This window comes from Paenibacillus flagellatus, from assembly GCF_003217775.1.
In the GTDB taxonomy this organism is placed as follows: Bacteria; Bacillota; Bacilli; order Paenibacillales; family NBRC-103111; genus Paenibacillus_AB; species Paenibacillus_AB flagellatus.
On sequence record NZ_QJVJ01000008.1, the window covers coordinates 368,045 to 386,482 of the forward strand.

Annotated in this window: 17 protein-coding genes; all 17 read left to right on the forward strand. The window is 60.0% G+C overall.

What is annotated here, in order from left to right:
* Positions 1-272: 272 nt before the first annotated feature.
* The 17 genes from pheS (at position 273) to DLM86_RS19350 (ending at position 18,335) form a co-directional block, all read left to right on the forward strand.
* Positions 273-1,307, forward strand: coding sequence for a phenylalanine--tRNA ligase subunit alpha (pheS, locus tag DLM86_RS19265; protein ID WP_110841678.1), 1,035 nt, complete (start codon positions 273-275; stop codon positions 1,305-1,307).
* A 23-nt stretch (positions 1,308-1,330) separates the two neighbouring features.
* On the forward strand, positions 1,331-3,775 hold the full coding sequence (gene pheT, locus DLM86_RS19270; protein WP_110841679.1) for a phenylalanine--tRNA ligase subunit beta: 2,445 nt from the start codon (positions 1,331-1,333) through the stop codon (positions 3,773-3,775).
* 117 nt (positions 3,776-3,892) lie between these two features.
* Positions 3,893-5,311 carry a cell division protein ZapA gene (gene zapA, locus DLM86_RS19275; protein ID WP_158289568.1) on the forward strand — a complete coding sequence of 473 codons (1,419 nt, stop codon included), beginning with the start codon at positions 3,893-3,895 and terminating at the stop codon, positions 5,309-5,311.
* A gap of 30 nt (positions 5,312-5,341) precedes the next feature.
* The gene (locus tag DLM86_RS19280; protein ID WP_110841681.1) at positions 5,342-5,896 is read left to right on the forward strand and encodes a CvpA family protein; all 555 of its coding nucleotides are present in this window, start codon (positions 5,342-5,344) and stop codon (positions 5,894-5,896) included.
* Positions 5,897-6,265: 369 nt separating this feature from the next.
* Positions 6,266-7,228: an ABC transporter ATP-binding protein gene (locus DLM86_RS19290; RefSeq protein WP_110841683.1), complete on the forward strand. Its 963-nt coding sequence runs from the start codon at positions 6,266-6,268 to the stop codon at positions 7,226-7,228.
* Positions 7,229-7,253: 25 nt separating this feature from the next.
* On the forward strand, positions 7,254-8,210 hold the full coding sequence (locus DLM86_RS19295) for an ABC transporter ATP-binding protein (protein ID WP_110841684.1): 957 nt from the start codon (positions 7,254-7,256) through the stop codon (positions 8,208-8,210).
* 30 nt (positions 8,211-8,240) lie between these two features.
* The gene (locus tag DLM86_RS19300; protein WP_110841685.1) at positions 8,241-9,911 is read left to right on the forward strand and encodes a peptide-binding protein; all 1,671 of its coding nucleotides are present in this window, start codon (positions 8,241-8,243) and stop codon (positions 9,909-9,911) included.
* 32 nt (positions 9,912-9,943) lie between these two features.
* Complete coding sequence (locus DLM86_RS19305; protein WP_110841686.1) at positions 9,944-10,915, forward strand: ABC transporter permease; 972 nt, start codon at positions 9,944-9,946, stop codon at positions 10,913-10,915.
* Between the two features lie 3 nt (positions 10,916-10,918).
* On the forward strand, positions 10,919-11,794 hold the full coding sequence (gene opp4C, locus DLM86_RS19310) for an oligopeptide ABC transporter permease (RefSeq protein ID WP_110841687.1): 876 nt from the start codon (positions 10,919-10,921) through the stop codon (positions 11,792-11,794).
* Positions 11,795-11,926: 132 nt separating this feature from the next.
* A complete protein-coding gene (locus DLM86_RS19315; protein ID WP_110841688.1) occupies positions 11,927-12,664 on the forward strand; it encodes an MBL fold metallo-hydrolase in 738 nt (245 codons plus the stop codon).
* A gap of 43 nt (positions 12,665-12,707) precedes the next feature.
* Positions 12,708-13,217: a GNAT family N-acetyltransferase gene (locus tag DLM86_RS19320; RefSeq protein ID WP_110841689.1), complete on the forward strand. Its 510-nt coding sequence runs from the start codon at positions 12,708-12,710 to the stop codon at positions 13,215-13,217.
* A 20-nt stretch (positions 13,218-13,237) separates the two neighbouring features.
* Positions 13,238-13,684 carry a GNAT family N-acetyltransferase gene (locus DLM86_RS19325; protein WP_110841690.1) on the forward strand — a complete coding sequence of 149 codons (447 nt, stop codon included), beginning with the start codon at positions 13,238-13,240 and terminating at the stop codon, positions 13,682-13,684.
* Positions 13,685-13,932: 248 nt separating this feature from the next.
* Positions 13,933-14,994, forward strand: a complete 1,062-nt coding sequence (gene desA / locus DLM86_RS19330; RefSeq protein WP_110841691.1) for a Delta(5) desaturase DesA — start codon at positions 13,933-13,935, stop codon at positions 14,992-14,994.
* A 33-nt stretch (positions 14,995-15,027) separates the two neighbouring features.
* Entirely contained in the window at positions 15,028-16,164 is a 1,137-nt protein-coding gene (locus tag DLM86_RS19335; RefSeq protein WP_211326559.1) for a sensor histidine kinase, read from the forward strand.
* On the forward strand, positions 16,161-16,760 hold the full coding sequence (locus DLM86_RS19340; protein WP_110841693.1) for a response regulator transcription factor: 600 nt from the start codon (positions 16,161-16,163) through the stop codon (positions 16,758-16,760). The genes DLM86_RS19335 and DLM86_RS19340 overlap by 4 nt, the downstream gene beginning before the upstream one ends.
* Before the next feature lie 24 nt (positions 16,761-16,784).
* The gene (locus DLM86_RS19345) at positions 16,785-17,714 is read left to right on the forward strand and encodes a phosphotransferase family protein (protein WP_110841694.1); all 930 of its coding nucleotides are present in this window, start codon (positions 16,785-16,787) and stop codon (positions 17,712-17,714) included.
* A gap of 189 nt (positions 17,715-17,903) precedes the next feature.
* Complete coding sequence (locus DLM86_RS19350) at positions 17,904-18,335, forward strand: DUF6843 domain-containing protein (protein ID WP_110841695.1); 432 nt, start codon at positions 17,904-17,906, stop codon at positions 18,333-18,335.
* Positions 18,336-18,438 lie beyond the last annotated feature (103 nt).

Here is an 18,438-nt window from a genome sequence, read left to right on the forward strand (position 1 = left end):
ACCGGCTTTGCCGAGGCGTTCGACGCCTGCCGGCAACCGCCAGCGCAAGTAGGGGGAACCGGCATCCGGACCGTTAACCCGGCAGAGCGAAGACGCGACAATCGCGTCGTCTCGGCAAGCCCCCGTATTTCGGTTCGGATGGGCGAGCGAGGCGGCAGGCGTCTTAACAAGGGTGGTACCGCGGCACTTTCGTCCCTTATCGGGAGAAGGTGTCTTTTTTGCGTTCGCGCCGAAACCAAGAAAGAAGCTTCGAACAAGCGAGGAGGATTCCGATGAAGGAACGGTTGCTCGCGCTTCAGCAGGAAGCGCTGCAGGAGCTGGAGCGGGTCGAGAACGCCCAGCAGCTGAACGATTTGCGGGTCAAATATTTGGGCAAGAAAGGGCCGCTCACCGAAATTTTGCGCGGCATGGGCGCGCTCAGCGCCGAAGAGCGCCCGGTCATCGGCCAGGTGGCCAACGACGTGCGCGCCGCCATCGAGCGGGTCATCGAGACGAAGCAGGCCGGCTACGACCGGGCCGAGACCGAGAACCGGCTGAAGGCCGAGACGATCGACGTGACGCTGCCGGGCCGTCCGGCCGGGCGCGGAGCGGTTCATCCGCTGCACAAGGTCGTGCAGGAGATCGAGGATATTTTCATCGGCATGGGCTATACGGTCGCCGAAGGGCCGGAGGTCGAGAAGGACTACTACAACTTCGAGGCGCTCAACCTGCCGAAAAACCACCCGGCGCGCGACATGCAGGACTCGTTCTACATTACCGAGGAGCTGCTCATGCGGACGCATACGTCTCCGGTGCAGGTACGCACGATGGAGAAGCGGAACGGCGAGGTGCCGGTCAAAATCATTTGCCCGGGCAAAGTGTACCGCCGCGACGACGACGACGCGACGCATTCCCACCAGTTCATGCAAATCGAAGGGCTCGTCATCGACCGGAACATCCGGATGAGCGACTTGAAAGGCACGCTGCTTCAGTTCGTGCAGGAAATGTTCGGCAAGCAGGCGACGATCCGCATGCGCCCCAGCTTCTTCCCGTTCACGGAGCCGAGCGCCGAGGTCGACGTTTCGTGCATGATGTGCGGCGGCCACGGCTGCCGGACGTGCAAGCAGACCGGCTGGCTCGAAATTCTCGGCTCCGGCATGGTTCACCCCCGCGTGCTGGAAATGTCCGGCTATGATCCGGCGAAATATAGCGGCTTCGCCTTCGGGATGGGCGTCGAGCGCATCGCCATGCTGAAGTACGGTATTGACGACATCCGTCATTTTTATACGAACGACGTGCGGTTCCTGCAGCAGTTCGCGCGCATTTAACGAGGAAGGGAAGTGACCGGGACGTGAAAGTCTCTTACCAATGGTTGTCCGAATACGTCGATCTGAAAGGGTACACCGCCTCCGACTTGGCGGAGAAGCTGACCCGCAGCGGGATCGAAGTCGATATCGTGGAAAAACGGAATAAAGGCGTGACGAACGTCGTCGTCGGCTACGTCAAGGCGCGGGAGAAGCATCCGGACGCGGACAAGCTGAGCGTCTGCACCGTCGACGCGGGGCAAGGCGAAGAGCTGCAAATCGTATGCGGCGCGAAAAACGTCGACGCGGGCCAAAAGGTGCCGGTCGCCCTCGTCGGCGCCGAGCTGCCGGGCGGGCTGCACATCAAGCGCGCGAAGCTGCGCGGCGTCGAGTCGATGGGGATGATCTGCTCCGCCAAGGAGCTCGGCTTGAACGACCGGCTGCTGCCGAAGGAGCAGCAGGAGGGCATACTCGTCCTGCCGGAAAGCACGAAGGTCGGCAAGCCGATCGTCGAGGTGCTCGGCATCGACGACGAGGTGCTCGAGCTCGAGCTGACGCCGAACCGGTCCGACTGCCTCAGCATGATCGGGGTCGCTTACGAAATCGCCGCCATTCTCGGCCGGGACGTCAAGCTGCCGAAGGACGACATCGCGCTTCATCCGTCGCAGACGAAGACGGCGGAGAAGATCCGCGTCGACATCGCCTCGGCCGATTCGTGCAGCCGCTACGCCGCGCGCCGCATCGCCGGGGTGAAGGTCGGCCCGTCGCCGCTTTGGCTGCAAAACCGGCTCATGGCCGCGGGCGTCCGGCCGATCAACAACATCGTCGACGTGACGAACTACGTCATGCTCGAGTACGGCCAGCCGCTGCACGCGTTCGACGCGGACCGGCTCGAAGGCGGCCGCATCGAGGTACGGCTCGCGCGCGAAGGCGAGACGATCGTCACGCTGGACGACGTCGAGCGGAAGCTCGAGCCGCACATGCTGCTGATCGCCGACGGCGCGAAGCCGATCGCGATCGCGGGCGTCATGGGCGGCGCCAATTCGGAAGTGACCGACGCGACGACGACGATCGTGCTCGAATCGGCGAAGTTCGACGGCAGCACCGTCCGCAAGACGTCGCGCCAGCTCGGCCTTCGTTCGGAGGCGAGTTTGCGCTTCGAGAAGGAAGTGAATCCGGAGGCGGTCATCCCTGCCTTGAACCGGGCGGCGTCGCTGATCGCGGAGCTGGCCGGCGGCGAAGTGAACGACGGCATCGCCGAGAGCGTGACGAAGACGCCGGAGCCCGTCACGGTCCCCGTGACGCTTGCGAAAATGAACGGCTACCTCGGCACCGAGCTCGCGTCGCTCGAGGTGAAGGTCATCCTGAACCGGCTTCATTTCGACTACGAGGAAACGGGAGACGGCGCCCTGAACGTCCGTGTGCCGTCCCGCCGCGGCGATATTACGCGCGACGTCGATCTGATCGAGGAGGTCGCCCGCCTATACGGGTACGACAACATTCCGTCGACTCCGATCGAGGGTGCCACGACGCCGGGCTCGCTGACGCGCGAGCAGACGATTCGCCGGACGATCCGGCGGCTGCTGACCGAGACGGGTCTGCACGAGGTCGTTACGTATTCGTTCACGCATCCGGAGCGGATCGCCTCGTACCGGGGGCTGTTCCCCGAGGCGAAGCCGGTCGCGCTGGCGATGCCGATGAGCGAAGACCGCAGCGTGCTGCGCACGAGCCTCGTCCCGAACTTGCTGGACGTGGCCGTCTACAACCGGAACCGCAACATGGACGACGTCGCGGCGTTCGAGATCGGCAAAGTGTTCGTTTCCGCGGAGGAGACGCTCACGAAGCTGCCGGAGGAGAAGCTCGCTCTCGGCATCGTCTGGACCGGCCGCCGTACCGCAGAGCATTGGGGCGGCAAGGCCGACAAGGTCGACTTCTACGACCTGAAGGGCGTCTTCGAGAAGCTGACGGCGCATCTCGGCATCGCGGGCATCCGCTATGTCGCCTCGCAGCCGGAAGGCTTCCACCCGGGCCGGTCGGCGACGATCGCGATCGGTTCCGGCGCGACGGAGCGGACGGTAGGACGCATCGGCCAGCTTCACCCGGAGCTGCAGAAGGCGTACGACCTGGACGATACGTACGTGCTCGAGGTCGAGCTCGCGCCGCTCGTCGAGCATGCCGACTTCCGCATCGCGTACCGTTCCTTGCCGAAATATCCGGCCGTCGGGCGGGATATGGCGATTGTCGTCGACGCGGGCGTCCCCGTCGGCAATATCCGACAGGCGGCGGCCGATGCGGCGGGCGATTGGCTCGAGTCGATCGACGTGTTCGATATTTACACGGGAGAGCGGCTCGGAGGCGGCAAGAAGAGCGTGGCGTTCGCCCTCGTCTACCGTCATCCGGAGCGGACGCTGACCGACGACGAAGTCGCCGAGCTGCACGGCAAGGTCGTCGCCGCGCTTGAACAAACATTCGGCGCGGAGTTGCGCAAATAGAAGGAAAACAGGCCGGTCGCATCGAATGATATAGTCGATGGATCGGCCTTTTTCGTTATCGGTCGAATGCCGTCGGACTTCGACAGTTTCCGTGAACGGGAGAAAGGAAGTGCCTTCGTGAGTACGGGCGATAAAATACGAGTCACGGTCGATATATATGGGACGCAATACAAACTGATGGGCAATTCGAGCCCGAGCTACGTCAAGCGGGTCGCGGAGCACGTGAACGACCAGATGCACCAGATCGCAAAAGTGTTCCCGCGGCTCGATACGCCGCGCCTGGCCGTACTGGCCGCCGTGAACATGGCGGACGAATATTTCAAGCTGCATTCGATGCTCGAGCAGGTGCAGCAGCAGCTCGAAGCGGTGCAGGGCGCGGAGAAGCGTCTGGAAGAGCTGGAGGAGAGCTACCGCGTCTTGAAGGAATCGTCGGAGCTCGAAGCCGAACGGCTGCGCGAACGGGAGCGCGAGCTCGCCGAAGAGGTCGAGCGCGTGCGCGATCATGCCGGCCGGGCCGAGCGGGAGCTCGAGGCGGAGCGTCAGGCGCGGCGGACGGCCGAAGAGCGTCTCGAGGCGGAGACCGCCCGGCTGCGCGAGGCGTACCGCGAGCTGGAGGAGAGCTTCGAGCTGAAGCGGATGCTGATGCAGGAGCAGGAGGAGCAGCTGCTGCTCGAAATCGTCGGCGAGCGCGAAGCCCGTACGAAAGCCGCCGAGGAAGCGCGGCAGGAGCTGGAGGCGGAGCGTCAGCGAGGCGGCCAGGCGGTCGAGGAAGCGCGCCGCCAAGCGCAGCAGGAGCTGGAGGCGGAGCGCCAGCGCGCCCGTCAAGCGGCCGAGGAAGCGGGCCGCAAGGCGCAGCAGGAGCTGGAGGCGGAGCGCCAGCGCGCCCGTCAAGCGGCCGAGGAGGCGGGCCGCAAGGCGCAGCGGGAGCTGGAGGCGGAGCGCCAGCGCGCCCGCCAAGCGGCCGAGGAAGCGGGCCGCAAGGCGCAGCGGGAGCTGGAGGCGGAGAAGGAGCGCGGGCGGCAGGCGCTCGAGGCGGAACGGGCCCGCGTCGCCGAAGCGCTGGAGGCGGGGCGCGCCATGGCCGCCGAGGCGGCGGAAGCGGAGCGGCTGCAAGGGCTCCGCGCGCTCGAGGCGGAGCGGGCGGCGTTCGAGGCGGAGCGCGAACGGATGCGCCGCGAGTTCGCCGAAGAGCGGGAGCGGGCGCTTGCCGCGCTCGAAGCGGAGGCGTCCGAGCTGCGCGCGCGGGTCGAAGCGGCGGCGGCCGACGGCCGCGAGCGGCTCGCGCGCGACGGCGAGCGCATCGCGGAGCTCGAGGAGCGGCTGCGCGCGGAGCGGGAAGCGTTCGCCGCGGAGCGCGACGACCTGCTCGAGCAGTTCGAGCGGGAGCGCGGTCGGCTGCGCCTCGAGCTGGAGCAGCTGCAGACCGACCGCCGCGACGAGAGCGAGCTCGCGCAGCAGTACCGCAAGCTGCAGGACGAATACGCCAAGCTGCAAAACGAGTTCAACGAGTGGATTCAGCTGGTCGAGAAGGAGTAGGCTCCGGACGCCCCGGATGCCGCCCCAAGCATGGATCATTGGAATACGATCGACATCGTCGCCGCCGTTCTCGGCATCGGCTCGCTCGCGCTCGGCTACAACCGCGGCTTTATCGCCCAGCTCGTCTCCATCGCCGGGCTGTTCGTCGCTTACCTGGTCGCGTACGTTTTGTACGACGACGTATCTCCGATCGTCGCCCGTTTTCTCCCCCTCGACAAGTTCGAAGCGTACGGCAAGTATGCGTTTCTCGTGGAAGGCTTGAATTGGAACGTCTACTTTTACAACGCGCTGTCGTTCGCGCTGCTGTTCTTCCTCGTGAAGGTCGGGATGTCCGTCGTCGGCCGGATGCTGCATCTGATCGCCTCGATTCCCGGGCTGAAAAAGCTGAATCAATGGAGCGGCGCGGCATTGGCGCTGCTCGAAGCGGTCGTGCTGTTCACGGTCGCCGTCCACGTCATGAGCGTCATTCCGTCCGATCCGCTGCAAAACACGCTTCGCGAATCGGTCGCCGCCGGCTACGTCATCGATCATATGCCGGAGCTCGCGGCGAAGCTGCAAAGCTTGTGGAACCAAGACTCCCCGTAGGCCGCCCGCCGCGAAGGAATCGACAGGGACGGGCCGCTCAAGCGAATACCGAATGAGGCAGAAGCTCTGTCCGCGCGAAGCGGGTCGGAGCTTTTTTGACGTGGGCGAACCGTTTCGGCGGGCCGTTTACTCCTTTTTCGCTTTTGTCTATCGAAGCGTTTATTCATTGTCGCGTTCCTACATTGAAGCGTTTTTCCTTCAAAGCGTCTATATTTTGAAGTATTGCTCCTTTAACGCTTTTAGGTAATAAAATGCCATATTTTATAGTTAAATTGTGAAAAAAAATTTAATGACATTCGCCGATAATATATGTAAAATAACATTATGTTTTTTTTATCTTGACAGAAGTGGAAGCGAAGGTGATCGATTTTGCCCGAACCGATCTTGGAAGTAAAGGCGCTGCAAACGGCTTTTCAAAATAAAACCAAAACGTCGACCGTCGTGGACGGCATCGATTTCGAGATCGGTCCGAACGAAGTGGTGGCGCTCGTCGGCGAATCGGGCTGCGGCAAAAGCATGACGTCCCTCTCGATCATGCAGCTGCTTCCCCGATCGGGAAAAGTCGTCGGGGGCGAAGTCCGGTTTCGCGGACGGAACCTGCTCGAGCTGAACAAGAAGGAAATGACCAAAGTCCGCGGCCGCCATATCGCGATGATTTTTCAAGAGCCGATGACGTCGCTCAACCCGGTCCTGACGATCGGCTTGCAGATGACGGAAGCCATCTTGCGCCATACGGGAGCTACGAAACTGGAAGCGATTGCAACGGCCGACGAATGGCTCCGCCGGGTCGGGTTCCCCGAGCCTGCGCGCATCCGCAAGGAATTCCCGCACCGGCTGTCCGGCGGGATGCGCCAGCGGGTCATGCTCGCGATGGCGATGGCGTGCAAGCCCGATCTGCTGATCGCCGACGAGCCGACGACCGCGCTCGACGTGACGATCCAGGCGCAGGTGCTCGATCTGATGCGCCAGCTGCTGGAGGAGACCGGCATGTCGGTCTTGTTCATTACCCACGATCTCGGGGTCGTCGCGGAGATGGCCACCCGGGTTATCGTCATGTACGCCGGTCAAATCGTGGAGACGACGGACGTCGCCACGCTGTTTACTTCGCCGATGCATCCGTATACGAGAGGGCTGCTCCAATCGACGCCGCGCATGACCGGCAGCATCGAGAAGCTGGTGCCGATTCCGGGCACCGTTCCTCCCGCCGGCACCGTCTTGCCCGGCTGCCGGTTCGCCGACCGCTGTCCGGTCGCGCGGGCGGAATGCCGCGAGAAGCCGCCGGAGCTCCGGGAAATCCGGCCGGGCCACCGCGTGCGCTGCATTTTGGCTTAGCTCGTTACTGAAAGGGGATTACTACGTGTCCGCACCGCTTCTCGAAATCCGACAATTGAAGAAATATTTTCCGATAGGCAGAGGCTCGAAATCGGGCTCGGTCAAGGCGGTCGACGACGTCAATTTGACGGTGTACGAAGGCGAGACGCTCGGCATCGTCGGCGAGTCGGGCTGCGGCAAGTCGACGGTGGGGCGGCTGACGCTCCGGCTGCTCGATCCGACCGGAGGCGATATTCTCTTCAAGGGGATGTCGATCGGGCGGATGAGCCAAAGGCAGCTTCGTCCGATTCGCAAAGAGATGCAGTGCGTGTTCCAGGATCCGTACGCATCGCTGAATCCGCGCATGACGATCGGGGGCGCCATCGCCGAGCCGCTCGTCGTCCAGGGCGGACGAAGCCGCCGGGAGGCGATGAAGGAAGCCGAGGCGCTGCTCGAGACGGTCGGGTTGAGCGCGCAGGCAGCGAGCCTGTACCCGCACGAATTTTCCGGCGGCCAGCGGCAGCGCATCGCGATCGCCCGCGCCGTCTCGCTCGCGCCGAAGCTGATCGTGGCGGACGAACCGGTATCGGCCCTTGACGTCTCGATCCAGGCGCAAATCGTCAACCTGCTCGGGGAACTGCAGCAGAAGACGAAGGTGTCCTACTTGTTCATCTCCCATAACTTGAGCGTCGTCCGGCACATCTCCGACCGGGTGGCGGTCATGTACTTGGGACGCGTCGTCGAGATGGCTTCGCGCGACCAGCTGTTCGCGACGCCGCAGCATCCGTACACGCAGGCGCTTCTCTCCTCCGTGCCGGAGCCCGACGTGACCGTCAAGCGGGAACGAATCGTGCTCGGCGGCGAAGTGCCGAATGCGGCCAATCCGCCTACGGGCTGCGCGTTTCATCCGCGCTGTCCGCACGCGTCCGATAGGTGCCGCACCGAAGCGCCCGTCTTCCGGGAAGTGCAGCCGGGGCATTTCGCCTCGTGCCATTTCATATAAACCAGATTTGGGAAAGGGGATTTATCGTACATGTACCAAAAATCGTACCGCAAGCTCGCGACCGTAGCGCTCGTCGCCACCATGGGGGCCAGCATCGCATTGGCAGGCTGCTCCTCGTCGGGCGGCAACGACCAATCCGGCGCGTCCAACACCTCCACCAATACGAACACGAATACGACCGCCCCGAAGAAGGAGAAAGTGGACGGCGGCGAAATTACGACCGCTTACCTGGGCGACCCGCAAGGCTTCATTCGCTTCTGGGCGACGACGACGACTTCGACCGAAGTGATCGACCTCGTATTCAGCAGCCTGTACAAGTTCAACGAGAAGCAGGACATCGTGCCGGACTTGGCCGTCGGCCAGCCGACGTTCTCCGACGACAAGCTGACGATGACGATCAAGCTTCGCAACGACGTCAAATTCAGCGACGGCAAGCCGGTTACGGCGGACGACGTCGTGTTCACGTACAGCATTCCGATCAACCCGGACTATACGGGCCCCCGCAAAGGCGCGTTCGAGAAAATGCAAAAGATCGAGAAGGTCGACGACACGACCGTCAAGATCACCTTCAAGGAGCCGCATGCCGGCTATATCGACATGATGATTTACAACATTTTGCCGCAGCACCTGCTCAAGGACGTGCCGGTGAAGGAAATGGACAAATCGCCGTTCTTCAAGCAGCCGGTCGGTTCCGGTCCGTACAAGCTGACGGAATGGAAGCAAGGCCAATATTTGAGCTTCGTCCGCAACGAAAACTACTATAACGGCAAGCCGGCGATCGAGAAAGTGACGGCCAAAATCATTCCGGACGCGAACGCCATGATGGCGCAGCTGCAAACCGGTGAAATCAACGTCATCGGCGTACCGGCCGACAACCTGGCCGCCATCGAGCAATACACGAAGACGAACGACAAAATCAAGCTGCAAAAAGGAATCGCCGGCAGCCAATATTTGTTCGTCGCTTGGAACTTGAACAACCCGCTGTTCCAGGATAAAAAAGTGCGCCAAGCGCTTACGATGGCGATCGACCGCAAAGGCATCGTCGACAGCGTCGTGGAAGGCCAAGGCAAAGTCGTCAACAGCCAAACGCCTCCGACGTATTGGACGTATACCGACAACGTGCCGAAGTTCGAATTCAACGCGGACAAAGCGAAGCAGCTGCTCGCGGAAGCCGGCTGGAAAGATACGAACGGCGACGGCACGCTCGACAAGGACGGCAAAAACTTCGAGTTCGAAATGCAAGTAAACCAAGGCAACAAGGTTCGCGAAAAAGGCGTAACGGTCATCCAGCAGCAGCTGAAAAAGATCGGCATCAACGTGACGCCGCGCGTCGTGGAAAGCTCGGCCTTCACGAAAAACTTCCAAGGCAAAAACTTCGAGGCGATCTACTATGCGTGGGCGATCTCCGGCGACCCGAACCCGAAGGGCATCTGGCACTCGTCCGAAATCGCGAAAGGCTTGAACACCGTTTCGTACAGCAATCCGGAAGTCGACAAGCTGATCGACGAAGATTTGAAGACGTTCGACAAAGCGAAGCGCAAGGAGCTGCTGAACAAAGTCGACGCGCTTATCGCCGAAGACCAGCCGTACACGTTCCTGTACTCGCCGACGATTACGATGGCGTACCCGAGCAACCTGGAAGGCTTCAACCCGAACCGCGACAGCCTGAAAGAAATCGAGAAATGGTATTTCACCAAGTAAAATATAAATGAAACGAAAGAAGTGAACTTCCGGTGGCTCTTTACGCGCTGAGGCGTTTCCTGAACGCCATTCCGATACTGATCGGCATCACGATCATTTCATTTGCGATCATCCATATGGCGCCCGGGAGTCCGCTCTCCGCGTACATCGAAGATCCGACCATCAAACAAGTCGACAAAGACAATATGATCAAGGCCTACGGGCTCGACAAGCCGCTCTATATTCAGTATTGGGATTGGATCAGCGGAATCGCGCGGGGAGATCTCGGAACTTCCTTCTTGAAAAGCGATCCGGTCTCCGATCTGATCTTGGATCGGCTGCCGACGACGCTGCTGCTTACGGTGACGAGCTTCGTCATCGCGCTCGTCATCGCGATCCCGCTAGGCATCGCCTGCGCGCTCCGGGCGCACTCGCGGCTCGATCAGATCGTGACGGCGATCTCGAACGTGGGGATTTCGATCCCCGGCTTTTGGCTCGGCCTCGTCCTCATGATGCTGTTCGCCGTCAAGCTGGGCTGGCTGCCGTCGGGAGGCTTGCAGACAATCAATACGCCGTTCAGTATCATGGACCGGGTGAAGCATCTCATCCTGCCGATCGGCACGATAGCCGCTGCGGAAGTGGCCGTCTGGACGCGCTATATCCGGTCCAGCATGCTGGAGGTCATCCACCAGGACTACATGCGGACGGCCCGGGCGAAAGGTTTGCTCGACGGACGCGTCATTGCCGTGCACGGGATGCGCAATGCGCTCATGCCGATCGTGACGCTGTTCGGCTTGATGCTGCCGTCGTTTTTCGGAGGGGCTGTCATCATCGAGACGATCTTCAGCATCCCCGGCATCGGCCGACTCTTCATCGAAGCGGCGTTCCAGCGGGATTACCCGATCATTTTCGCGATTACGACGGTCGGCGCGTTTCTGACCGTCCTCGGCAGCATCATCGCCGACATTTTGTACGCCGCGCTCGATCCGCGGGTGAGCATCGACCAGAAAGGAGTGAAGGTGTAGCCGATGAGCGTAGCCGTTGCCAACAACACGACGATTCAACCCGTCAAACCCCGCAACCGCGCGTGGGGGCGGTTCAAACAAAATAAACTGGCCGTCGTTAGCCTGTTCATTATGGCTGCCCTTATTCTTCTGGCGCTGCTCGCCCCTGTCATCGCGCCGTACGATCCGGCCGAGCAGGATTTGCTTAACCGTCTGAAGCCGCCCAGCGCGGAGCATTGGTTCGGCACCGACGACCTGGGCCGCGACCTGCTCAGCCGGGTGCTCTACGGAGCGCGGGTTTCGCTGTCGGTCGGCATATTCGCCGTCGTCTTCAACGTCGTGATCGGCGTCGTCGTCGGCGCGGTCGCCGGCTATTACGGCGGCAAGACGGACAGCATCCTGATGCGGTTCGTCGATATTATGCTCGCGTTTCCGCAGTTTTTCCTGCTCATAACGGTCGTTACGCTGCTGCGGCCGAGCTTGTTCAACATTATCGTCGTCTTCGTCGTATTCGGGTGGATGGGCAAAGCGAGGCTGCTGCGCAGTCAGGTGATGACGCTCAAAAACCGCGAGTTCGTCGACGCGGCGCGGACGATGGGAATGTCGGACTTCCGTATCATTTTCGTGCACATTTTGCCGAACGCGATCGCGCCGGTTATCGTCTCGGCCACGCTGCAGATGGGCTCGATGATTTTGACGGAGTCGAGCTTGAGCTTCCTCGGTCTCGGCATCCAGCCTCCGCACGCGAGCTGGGGCAACCTGCTGCAAAGCGCCCAAAGCTTGACGATCATGATGAAGGCGCCGTGGTTCCCGATCATTCCGGGATCGCTCATTTTCCTTACGATCATGTGCTTCAACTTTATCGGGGACGGGCTGCGCAGCGCGCTCGATTCGCGCTAACACGCAGGCATCGCGAGCCGACGTCGGTATTCAACCGGCGTCGGTTTTTTTTATTATACGAGAATTGGACAATAGGCGCGTTTCCCGCGCTTTGATACAATAGGGGTGCTAATCGGCAAAGGAGAGAAAACGATGAAACACGTCATGTTGCTGGACATCGCGTTCGAACAAGGAGGTCGGCATAACGTCATCACACCGGTCCTGCTTCGGGACGAACGGGAGACGATTCTCGTCGATTGCGGTTACCCGCACTTTTATCCGCACTTTCGGTCGGCCGTCGAGCGGCATGGCCTTCAGCTGGATGCCATCACCAAGATCGTCGTCACTCATCACGATATGGATCATATCGGGGCGCTTGCCGCTTTGAAGCGGGCGCATCCGCAAATCGAGGTCATCGCGTACGAAGAGGAAGAACCGTATATTCGCGGCGAGAAAAAGTCGCTTCGCCTCGTTCAGGCGGAATCCACCTATGACGGATTGCCGGACGAGTCGAAGCCGTGGGCGGAGCAGTTTATCCGCTATCTCCGTTCCGTCGAACCGGCGCCCGTCGATCGAACGGTGGCCGCCGGCGAAACGCTTCCCTGGTGCGGAGGCATCGAGATCGTTCATACGCCCGGCCATATGCCCGGTCATATTTCGTTGTACCTTCCCGCGAGCCAAACGATGATCGCGGGCGACGCCGTCGTCATCGAGGAGGGGAAATTAAACATCGCCAATCCCCAGTTCACGCTGGATATGGACGAAGCCGTGCGCTCCGTTCGCCGATTGCTGGAGTACGATATCGAGCGGTTGATTTGCTATCACGGCGGGGAGTTCCACGGGGACGTCCGGTCGGCGCTGCTGCAATTGGTCGAGACATATACGGCTTGAGTCCCGGCGCGGACGCAGCTGAAAAGGGAGGCATCGTCGAACGATGTTGTTGGAGACGGAAAGGCTGGTGCTGCGGCCGTACGATCGCGATCAGCTGCCCCAGCTTCACGAGTTGTTGTCGGACCCGGTCACGATGGAGTTTTGGCCGGCGCCGTTTACGACCGAGCAAACCCGGCAATGGTTTGAGCGGAACAGGGAGCGGTACGCCGAGGGGTACGGCCGGCTCGGCGTATTCGAGAAACGGGACGATTCGCTGATCGGCGACGCCGGTCTGCAAAAGACGGATATCGACGGGGTACCGGAGTGGGATTTGGGTTACATCGTTCATGCGAACTATTGGGGGAAGGGGTACGGCGCGGAAGCCGCAGCGGCGTTATTGCAATACGGGCTGAAGACGCTCGGATTGCCGCGCATATGCGCCAATATGCCGGTTCATCATACCCGTTCCCAAAAAGTGGCCGTCAAGCTCGGAATGGTGTTGGAGAAGGAATTCATGAACCCCAAAAACCGGAATCTCCCGACGTACCTGTACGTCAAAGAAAATCGACCTTAACCGTGATCGGAGGGCATTCGATGGCAAGCGGGATAATCCCCTTTGAAGATCAGCACTACGACGAGCTTGTCGCGATTTGGTACCGGGCCGTCCGGCAGACGCATACGTTTTTGGCGGAAGCGGACTTCGAGTTTTACCATCGGCTTGTAAGGGAAGGGGCGTTGAAGGCCGCCGAGCTTTGGGTCGAAGTGGACGAAGGCAGGAAGCCGAGAGGGTTTATCGGCTTGGAGGGCGCCAAGATCGAAATGCTGTTTGTCGACCCCGGCCATTTCGGCCGCGGAATCGGCACGCGTTTGATCCGGTACGCGGAAGCGAGGAAAGGCGGCGACCTGCAGGTCGACGTAAATGAGCAGAACGAGGGGGCGCGTCTTTTTTACTCGCGGTACGGCTTCGTGCAGACCGGGCGGTCGGAGCGGGATGCTTCGGGGCGTCCGTACCCGCTGCTCCATATGGCTTTGAACAGATAGGCGCGGCGGGCCGCTCAAGAGCCCGTCTTCGCAAGGGAGAACTACGGCGCGGCGCCAAAGGGCCCGCCGGCCTTCGAAACGGCCGGCGGGCTGTTCCCATTCGCCGTCCGGCATGACAAATGTCATGTCCCCCACCTGACGTTTATGACTTCAGCGGGCGGGTCGGCTTTCTTATAATGAGAGCTATGGAAGTGTACCGAGTGAAGGAGTAACGATCGGCGACTTCGACCCGAGGAGGCGTACCCGCGATGACCCAATCCCGCATATCCAAGCTGAAGCAAGATGTCGCCGCTTTCGAACGTTCCGATACGAGGAAGAGCGTGTGGCAAATCTGCAATACGATGGTGCCGTTGATCGTCCTATGGTATTCGGCCTACGCCGCTCTTTCCGTATCGTATTGGCTTACGCTGCCGATCGCGATCGTCGCAGCGGGATTTTTGGTCCGGACGTTCATCTTATTCCATGATTGCTGTCACCAGTCGTTCTTCCGGAACCGACTGGCAAATGATATACTAGGCACCATAACGGGCATATTGACGCTCGTCCCTTACGAGCAGTGGAAACGAAGCCATTCGATCCATCACGCCACGAGCGGCAACCTCGATCGCCGCGGTACCGGGGACATGTGGCTGCTCACCGTCGACGAGTATGCGGCCGCTTCGATTTGGCGTCGCATCGCCTACCGGATCTACCGCAACCCGCTCGTCATGTTCGGAATCGGTCCGATCGCCGTGTTTCTGATCGAATATCGCTTCAACCGCAAGGGAGCGAGACGGAAAGAGCGCATCAACACTTGGGTGACCAACGCGGGCGCGGCGGCCCTGTATGCGCTGCTCTGCTGGGCGGTCGGCTGGCAGGCGTTCCTGCTCGTTCAAGCTCCGGTCTTCTTCGTATCCGGTCTGCTCGGCATTTGGCTGTTCTATGTGCAGCATCAGTTCGAGGACTCCTACTTCGAGAACGAGGAGGAGTGGAACTACGTACAGGCCGCGGTGGAAGGAAGCTCGTATTACAAGCTTCCCAGACTGCTGCAGTGGATAACCGGCAATATCGGGTTTCATCACGTTCATCATTTAAGCCCGAAAGTGCCAAACTATCATTTGGAGCAGGCGCATTTGGCGACGCCGCCGCTTCAGAAGGCGACCACGATCACGATCGGGACGAGTTTGAAGTCGCTGCGCTTCCGGTTATGGGATGAAGACAGCAAAACGTTTGTCGGGTACCGGGCAAGCCGAAAAGCGATCCGCAAGCCCGCGCAGCCGGCGAAATCGGCTCGGGAGAAGCTGCCCCGGACAAGCAACTCGGTCACTTGATTCGATGGAAGGAGGAGGGGAGCGATGTCGGCTTTGACGAACTGGAACCATACGTTTCGCAAAAATACGGGACTCAGCCCGTACGTCTGGGTCGTCCTGTACATCCTCCCGTTCTACTTCATTTTCCGTACTTCTTCGACGCCGCTTATCGTGTTCGGCATTTTGATGATTATCGTCTTTTTCGTCTGCTACGTGCTGTCCTTCGTTTCGAAAGGATGGTACGTTTATTTTTGGTCGAGCGTGCAGATCGTCATTTCGGTCGCCATGAGCCTCGTGTTCGGCTACGTGTACTTTTCCCTATTCTTGGCGTTTTTTATCGGGCATTTGAAAAATCGGGCCGCCTTCATCACCATGTATACGGTTCATCTGGTCACCACGTTCGCTACGGTCAACTACGGCTTCGCCACGCAAAATCCGATCCTGTTCAACCAGCTGCCGTTCGTTTTTTTAAGTCTCGTCGCGGTCATCCTCCTGCCGGTCAGCACGTATAACAAGAATAAAGAGGATAAGCTGCAAGGCCAATTGGAGGATGCGAACAAACGGATCTCGGAGCTGGTGAAGCTGGAGGAGCGGCAGCGGATCGCCCGGGACCTGCACGATACGTTGGGGCAGAAGCTGTCCTTGATCGGGCTGAAGAGCGATTTGGCGGGGAAGCTGATCGGCAAAAACCCGGCGCAGGCCCGCGCGGAGCTTCGCGATATTCAGCAGACGGCCCGCACCGCCTTGAAGGAAGTGCGCGAGATGGTCACCCGCATGCGCGGGACGAAGCTGGAGGACGAACTGTTTCGCGTCGAACAGATGCTGAAGGCCGCCCAGATCGAATTTACGCTGGAGGGCGATCCGAAACGGCTGCACACGTCGCTCATCGCCGAGAACGTCGTGAGCATGTGTCTGAAGGAAGCGGTGACGAACGTCGTGAAGCACGGCGGCGCCACCTGCTGCTCCGTAACCGTCGACTCTTCGGCCACCGAGCTCGTCGTAAAGGTGCGCGACAACGGAATCGGCATGGAAGGGCCGGCCGAACGCTACGGCGGCAACGGCCTGAAAGGAATGAAGGAGCGGCTCGAATTCGTGAACGGAAGTCTGGACATCGTATCGGACCGGGGAACGACGCTGACGATCCGGGTACCGAACGGCTATGCGCCGTCGCGAGAGGAGGGTGAGGGATGATTCGCATCGTCATCGCCGAAGATCAGAAGATGCTGCTCGGTGCGCTTGCCGCCTTGCTCGAATTGGAGGAGGACATGACCGTCGTCGGCCGAACGGCCGACGGGGAGGAGGCCGTCCGTCTCGTCCGGCTGCTGAAGCCGGACGTTTGCATCATGGATATCGAAATGCCGGGAAAGAACGGCTTGGATGCGGCCGAGGAGCTGAAGGGATGCGGGTGCAAAGTGATCATCTTGACCACGTTCGCCCGTCCGGGGTATTTCGAACGGGCCATGAAAGCCGGCGTCCACGGCTACTTGCTGAAGGACAGCCCGAGCGAGGAGCTGGCCGGTACGATCCGGACCGTCATGGCCGGCCGGCGCGTCTACGCTCCCGAGCTGGTGGACGAGGCGTACGGCGAGGACAACCCGTTGACCGAGCGGGAGAACGAGGTGCTCGTGCTGATGGCCGACGGCAAAAATACGAAGGAAATCGCCAGTCAGCTCTATTTGACGACGGGGACGGTCCGCAATTATATTTCGGCCATCCTCGACAAGCTGGAGGTCGGCAACCGGATCGAAGCGATTAAGCGCTTCAGGGAGAAGGGCTGGTTCAAATAAGCGCAGCAATGAAAGGATTCCGTTATGAAATCGTTTAAGCCGGACATGACGATCGAGCGTGCCCAGCACTTTTTGCAGACGATCGAATCGGAGACGGTCTCCGATATCGCCCCGATCGAAATGGGGGAGCTGAGCAAAGTGTTTCGCTACCGGCTTGGCGCGCAATCGTTCGTCATTCATTTTAAAAGCGGCAGGGAAACGGTCGACAAAGTCAAGCTAATCTCCGAACGCTACTCGTCGGTGCTGCCGATTCCGCGTATGGTGAAGATCGGCACGTGCGACGGATTGCCGTATACGATATCGGAACAAGCGGTCGGCGCCCCCGTCCTAACGCAGCCCAAAGAAGAAATCGTCCGCGTCATCCCCGACTTGATCGAGCGGTTCGCCGCCATGAACCAAGTTCGCGTCGATTCTGCGAGCGGCTACGGCTGGATTACGCCTTCCGGAGAGGGGGCGTCCGCCTCTTGGACCGATTGGCTCGCCTCCCTTTTTAACGAGGAGCAGGAAGGGTTTTACGAGGGATGGACGTCGCTTTTCGAAAGCAGCTTTCTGGAAAAGGATCTGTTCGACCGGACGTATGCCGCGATGATCGAGCTTGCGCAGTATGCGCCCGAGGAGCGGTATCTGGTTCACGGCGACTTCCATCTCGGCAACATGCTTTCGGACGATGGCCGGATTACGGCGATCGTTGATTGGGAGATGGCGATGTACGGCGATTTCCTGTTCGACGCGGCCGTACTGCATCTGTGGGTTCCGCAAATCGGGTTTCCGCAGCGGCTCCGGGAGCATTGGGAGCGGCAGGGGAGGGAGATCGCCCATTTCGAGAAAAGGCTGCTGTGCTACCAGCTGTTCAAGGGACTGGACGGTCTGCGGTTTTACGCCAAGAAGGACGACAAGCCCAGCTACGACTTCATGAGATCCCACCTCGTCACGCTGCTGAAGCAGGCGGAGTAAACGGGGAATAAAAAAACGCGAGAGCAGCCGTCCGAAGCGACCGGCTGCTTTTTTGTATACGCCCAATCCGTTGGACGTGTTTGTTTTTTCGACCGTTCGCTTCCGAATGGTAATTTCGCCCTGAAATGTTTCCGAAGCGGAGCGGGCTTCGTTTTTATTATATAATCATGAAGAAGGCAGGTGAACAACATGAAAACAGCGTATAAAAGGTACCTCATCCTGTTTGTACTCGTTACGGCTGCCGCTGTTGCGATCGGGACTATCGGGATTGCGAAGCAGAAAAGTCACATTTATTTCATTCCGGACGGTTATACGGGATGGGTCGAGATTCGATACGATCAAAAAGATAGCCCCGCACTCGCGGTGGAAGGAAAAAGCTACGTGCACGTCGTTCCCGAAACGGGAATCGTAACGACTTCAAACGCTCCCACAGCCGGTAAAATGGAGTTTTATTACATCGATAAACAAGGTTACCGTAATGAGATCGGACTCGATTTGATTCACGGCCAAGCCATGAAGTCGAAAGAAACGCCGCTTTCAGACGGTACGATGCAAAAAGAATCGGTGAATCGATTTTTTGTGGGTACTGAACAGCAATTCCATGAGGCAACGAAGAAATAATCAGCGTAATAACGATGAATTCAAGACGAAGACGGTGAAGTACATTCAGGAACAATCGAAGACCGTTCCTCGAATCGCCGAGAAATTGAATATTCCGGAAGGC